This is a genomic window from Streptomyces sp. NPDC008125 (genome assembly GCF_042957125.1).
In the GTDB taxonomy this organism is placed as follows: Bacteria; Actinomycetota; Actinomycetes; order Streptomycetales; family Streptomycetaceae; genus Streptomyces.
In genome coordinates, this window is record NZ_JBIBHR010000050.1 from 1 (window position 1) to 6,070 (window position 6,070).

General features: G+C 65.5%; 1 protein-coding gene and 1 pseudogene. Both read right to left on the reverse strand.

The window, feature by feature from the left end; all coding sequences use genetic code 11:
* Window positions 1-708 precede the first annotated feature (708 nt).
* Window positions 709-4,362 carry an NACHT domain-containing protein gene (locus ACFZAX_RS35280; RefSeq protein ID WP_390967054.1) on the reverse strand — a complete coding sequence of 1,218 codons (3,654 nt, stop codon included), beginning with the start codon at window positions 4,360-4,362 and terminating at the stop codon, window positions 709-711.
* Window positions 4,363-4,712: 350 nt separating this feature from the next.
* Window positions 4,713-5,919: pseudogene (locus ACFZAX_RS35285) on the reverse strand (ISAzo13 family transposase); the annotation flags it as partial.
* Window positions 5,920-6,070 lie beyond the last annotated feature (151 nt).

Here is a 6,070-nt window from a genome sequence, read left to right on the forward strand (position 1 = left end):
TCCTCGCACGACAGCCTGACCGGTGAGAACCCTGCCCGCGGTCGCCGTGTCGCGGTCCTACTCGGCGGCGGCTGACATGCAGCTTGAGGATTCAGTTGAACCTCGGGACTCGAGTTGTCTAAGTTGGTGACCCTCGACTCCACCAAACTCCGTTAAGGCAACCCCAGGCTATCCTGCCCTGCCACATCGAACACCCTTCTACATCGTTCTCGCCTACGGTGCCAACACGAACGGTCAGGCATCTGTGCCCGGCGACGATGACAGCGGTGGGGACCTCTTCACGGCCGCCTCATGCGAGCGAAACTCCCGTGCCGATGTCACGGCCGTCGGCCGCGAGACGTTCGCGGACCGCGGCACCGATGCCCCTGCTACGGCCGGGACGATAACGACTGAAAGCCGCATGTGGAACTGCGGAGTGCCGCATTGATCGATTACCTCAGCCGCAAAAGCATGGGGTGCCAGCTCGACCCGACCCCATGCGGCCAGCCCGGAGACCCGTGTTCGGGAGCGCCAGTACCACGCGGTCATTTCGCATGGGGCTGTCCTTGCATGCTGGCAGCTCCCGCCGCTAGAGACGGTAACCCCCGCGAGGCGATGTCGCGCTGCGCGCCCTTCTCTGGAGAAAACTCAAGACACCTGGTCTGACCCTGCCCGAGGTACCCCATATGCGGGGAGCGGCGCGGGTTGACTCAACGTCCGGTGCTCGTCTCAGCGATCTTGGTGGGTGAACCAGTTCTGTTTGCGGGCCACATCCTGCAGGTAGGAGGCATCGGAGGCCAGAGCTGAACGTTCGGCTGCTGCGACGGCTGCCAGGACCCATTCGACGGGGTAGTCGCATGGCGCGTCAAGGACGGCCCTAACAGCTTCGGAGGCGCCGTTGAAGACGTCGCCGCGTACGTGGAGCGGCTCCCCAAAGGGTCCTTGCGAGTAGGGACCAAAAGCTCTCAGTCCGTCCATCAGTTGCGGTGTGAGTGCGTGTGACATCCGCTCGGTCAAGGCGTGCAGGGCTGGCCAGGCAGCGCCGCCATAGCGCGCCATGTCGATCAGCGTCGACTCACTCAACGCAGCGAGCTGTTTGTTGCGGACGTGATGGGTGAGGAGGTTGACAGTAGCCAGACTCCGGTCGGCTGCGGCGGCCAGGGCAACTTCTGACAAGGGGCGGGCCGAGGTCATAGCGCCCAGTCGGCTGGAGCTCAGGCGCAGTACGGACAGCATCTCATCCGGGATCTCGCTGGTGGCGTCGTCAACGTGTCCGAGGTGCTCGAGAAGTGTGTCTTGGGTGGCAGTGCTGATAAGTGCCAGCACCCAGACTGTTCGTGACAGCGGGTCGGTGTAGGTGGTGAAGGTCTCCGTCCACCACGTCGGGTTCGCACGGTTGCGACGTATCTCTTGCAGCAAGCGCCCGTAGTCAGGGCGAGGGCCGAAGCATTCGGAGTCCCGGGTGAGGTCTCCTCCGGTAAGGAACGTTTTGGGATTGGCAGCCGCTCCAATAATGGCGATCTCGGCAGCCAGCCAGCATGGTCCGAACAGTTCACTGACGGCGCGGGCGGTGTTGCCCCAGATTGATGTGGTATTCGCCTGCCCTGCGGTGTTCTTCGCCTTCTGCTGTAGGAGAGCGAAACGGGGGTCCCTTTCGCGAAGGCGGCGGAATGCGCCGTGCCGGTGGTGCTGCGGGGACCCGCCAGCCTCACGCTCGTCTGCGATGTCCGGCCGTTCCCATGCCTTGCGCATGTAGTAGTCAGGGCGAAGTACGTGCAATACGTCTCCCACGTAGCCAGGGCAGGGGTGGGTGATGTCGCTGGCGTGGCCGTCGAGGACGGCGCGAAGAAGTGTGTGTTCTGCCGGAGAGTAAGGTTCCGCCACTGCGCCGGCGGCGAGAGCCGCGGCTGAGGTGGCCGGGTCGGCCAGGTCTAGACGATTCACGACCTCAGCGTCGGCGCGTGCCAGGCTCTGGGTAGGTGCGGCGATCTCCAGCCAGGTGCGCTGGCTTTCGGTACCGGCTGCCGCGAGCATGTGGTCCTGCCACCAGGCATCGAACTCGGTGAGGTCGTCCAGACGCGACGCGAGTCGGATGCGCTCGGCTGTCGCCCGGGAGGCGGGGTCCTTCTCGACGCGCGCTCTCAGTCCGGCCGCCAGGTGATGTCCGCCGCGGTCCCCGGCTACTTCTGGGAGTTCGTGCATGTAGGTGGCGCTGTGATGAATGAGGCGGACGCTCAAATCGTCGAGGAAGAGCTCCGCAGCCCGGTTCTGCGAGCGCTTGCGTCCGATGAACACGCCATCGGCCAGCAGGTTCCAGGCGGCGATGCGGACCTGATTGGGGTGTAGGCCAGCCTCGCGCTCCTCCTCCAGCGCCTCGACCATGCCCCCGAGTTCGTTGGGGTTGGCGAATCCGGCGTAGAAGCGCAAGGTGTTGAGCCAGTATCCGCGCCGGACCATGTTGCGCAGCACTTCGCCGGTGTCGAAGCCTCGCTGGTCAGCACCCGCGTACTCGTAGAGGTAGCGGGCTGCGAAGTACTCACGCAGCGGCTGCACGTCGAACTCGAAGGTTCCCTGCACCTTGCTTGTGAGGGCCCAAACCCGGTCGGTGACGGCGGTGAACAAGTCGGTGAACATCGACTCGTCCTTGTCGACGTCAAACAGGTAGTTCATGACGGCTTTGAGCAACTCGCGGGTCGGCATCTGGCCGTTGCCGTTCTCCGCTTCAGCGCGTGCCTGCAGATGCCATCCCAAGAACGCCGTGACCTCCTCTAGGTCGGCGCGGTGTTCGTGGACTGTCGACGTCTTCTCCGCCTCCCTGTCCAGGAAGGTCTCCATGTAGGAGGTGTAGAGCGCGGTGCGGCTGTTCGGCACGGAGTTGGCGCGCCGCTGCATCAGGAACAACAGGATCGTCAGCTGCATGGGGTTGTCTGCTAGCTGGGCGATGTGGGGCTCGGCGGAGCGTTGCCTGAACGTCCGCTCCAGCTCGACCAGGTCGAGGCCTGATATGCCCCGAGCTCGCGCCCATTTGTGCAGGTAGGTGTTGCGCAGCTCAGGGCTGAGACGGGTGAGCGCGATAGTCTCGAATAGAGTTTCGGACGGTTCGGCCAGCTCTGAGGCGTTGGGCCGGGTGGTGACAATCAGCTGGGCGTTGAGAGCGGTGCGCAGCCGGGCGGTGAAGGTGTCGATCTCGTTGATGACTCGCTTGCGCGTCGTGGGGCTGGCTACTTCGTCGAGCCCATCGAGTACTACCAGGACAGGGAGCCGGTCCAGAAGGTCGTGCACCGTCGCAGCGTCGGCGGGCAGCCCTCCGCCGTGGGCGGTGAGGAACACGGCAAGGAATTGCTCGAGTTGCCCGTCGCGGCGCAGCCGCTTCTTGGCCGTTCCCATGTCGTCGGCGAAGGGGTCCTGTCCTGCAAGCCAGGCCGCGTAGTCGTGCAGGTCGATGCGCAGTGCGATACGCGGGTCGGCCGGTTGCTCCGGCGCGGCAGGGCCGGTGGCGGACTCGTCGGCTTCGTTGAGGTAGGCCACGCGGTGGCGCTGGCACAGGTACTGGCTCAACGTGGACTTGCCTTGGCCGGGTTCTCCTCGCACCAGGGTGAACGGTCGGTCGGCGCGCATCAGGTAGCGGGCGGCCCCGGCCAGGTCGGCGGAGTCCCGGCCGAGATCCAGCGATCCGGGAAGGGGTCGGCGGAGGTTGCTCGGTTCGGAGACACGAGTGGCGCCCACGTCAACGAACAGGTCATCCAGGTTGTGGGTAGTCAGTTCGACCTGCTTGAACTTGACTTTGGAGTCTTCCTCCCACTGCGTGGCGATCACCTTCATCACCAACGTCCGCAGTTCCTGGTCCTGGGCAGCTGCCTGGGCGCCATGGATGAAGTACCGGACCAGGTCGTGGCCGGCCAGCATGTCGGAGTAAGCCCACTTCAGTTCGGTGGGCGCAGCGTCGATGCGCGCGTCGATGTCCGAGCGCCACCACACCTGCATGGGGATGTTGAAGTCGCCTCTGAAGCGGCTGAATTCGGCGTCCAGGCGATCCATGCTGCCCCGGCCCGGGACAGCTGTGCCGGCGACGGAGGTGATGAGCACGTATCGGGTTGCGCCGTCACGCACCAGCCGGCGGATGTTGTCCGCTTCCTCCTTGACTGCGGCGCTGAGCCAGGAAACCGGGTTCTGGGTGGCCTTACTGGTCCATTTCACCTGATAGACGATGAATTCGGTGCCGTCGGTGCGGGTCATGTCCCGGCCGCCATCCGAGTGCCCGACCGGGTAGCAGCGTGCGTCGGGATGGACGTGGGCGAGGAGCGCTGCGCACAGGCGCTGGAAGTTCTTCTCCGTAAGCCGCTCGTAGAGATAATTACCCTGCCCCGTGCTGGCGTCCGTCATGCTGCTCCCCCCGCTCGAACTCCCCGTGCGTGTACAGGAGCGACAAGCCTAATGGACGCCTGTGACAACGGCGGCACCTGCTAAGACCATGTCCTATTGATCAGAGACCCATGGGATTCGCTCGTCGAGGATGTAGCGGACACGCTGGCCGCTGAAGTATCCGCGCACGATGTGGGGCTGACGCTGGCAATCTCCATCGCTGGAGCCAGCACGTCGATGAGTTCGTTGAGCTGCCGGCGGGTCATCCCCGTCAGTCCCGGGTCCTGTAGCGAACGCCGCGTGAGGCGGGCCGGTCCGTCCGCCTGGGTCTCGTCCTGTGTGCTGGTGGTGGTCGCCCTGTCCGTCGGGCGCTGGGGGTGGAGGGTGTAGTTCCAGTCGCCTTGGAAGCGGTGGCGGGGCGGGTGATGGGGAGGGCGGCGATCTCGTCGTCGCTGACGCGGATGCCGGTGGGGTACTCACCGCTGTCGAGTTCGGCCTGGACGGTGAGGCCGGTGCGGCTGGTGGTCGCGGCGATGGTCTGGAGCATGACTTCGTGGCTGGTCAGGAGCCTGCCTCGCCAGTTCATGGTGATGTGGGAGAACAGCCGCTGCTCGATCTTGTTCCACTTCGAGGTGCCGGGCAGCAGGTGACACACCGTGATCTCAAGACTGGTCTCGGCGGCGAGGTCGGCGAGCTGGTCTTCCAGCCGCGGGTGCGGTAGCCGTTGGAGCCGCCACCGTCAGCGGTGATCAGCAGCCGGCGGGCGCCGGGGTAGTCGTGCCGGCCGACCGCCTGCCACCAGCGGCGGATCGAGGCGACGGCGAACGCCGCCGTGTCGTGATCGGTGCCGATGCTGATCCAGCCGGTGTTCGCCGTCGTGTCGTAGATTCCGTAAGGAATTGCCTTCTCGGCCTGGCCGGGGAAGTCGTTCGTCTTGACCCTCACGGGCTGTCCTGCGGGCTGCCATTCATGCCCGGCGTTCCTGTAGTCGCCGATCAGCTCCCTCTTCTTGCTGTCCACGCTGATCACCGGGTCCCCGGCGTCCCTGTGGTCTCGTGCCTGCTCGTTGAGGTAGCGGAACTGGGCATCCCTGTCGGGGTGCTGGGCACCTTCGATGGTCTTGGCGTTGGCCTGCAGGCTGAAGCCGTCCTCCCGCAGCAGGCCGGTGACGGTGTCGGCGGAGACCCGGTGCCCTTGGCGGGTGATCTCCGCCGCCAGCATCCGGGTCGACTTCGTCGTCCAGCGCAGCGGCGACATCGGGTCGCCCCGCTCGTCGGGCTCGACCAGCGCAAGTAGTGCCGGCCGCAGCCCGGAGTCCAGCTCGGCCGCCTTCTTCCGCCCTCCGCCGGGATGGCGCACCCGCCCCAACGGGGCCTGACCGGAGTCCAGTTCAGCCGCCCCACGCGAGACCGTGGCCTCTCGAACCCCGGCTGCAGCGGCGACGATCCTGATGCCGCCATGCCCCAGGGACAGTGCTTCCGCTCCTATGGCCAGCCGACGCTGACGCTCGTCCAGATGCGGCAACAACACCTGGAACTTCGCCGCCAGAACGGCCTCGATCCCCTCCGGTCTCCCCATACCAGACCAACGAGCCCCACAGCTGGAAGCCACGACTTGTTTCCCGGCAAGCCCTTAGAGGGCGTTAAGTCCGATCTTCCTCGGTTCGTGATCGCTCGATCGTGGGACTGATCGCCGTACGAGCCAGCCGTTCGCCATGTGCATGCTGGGA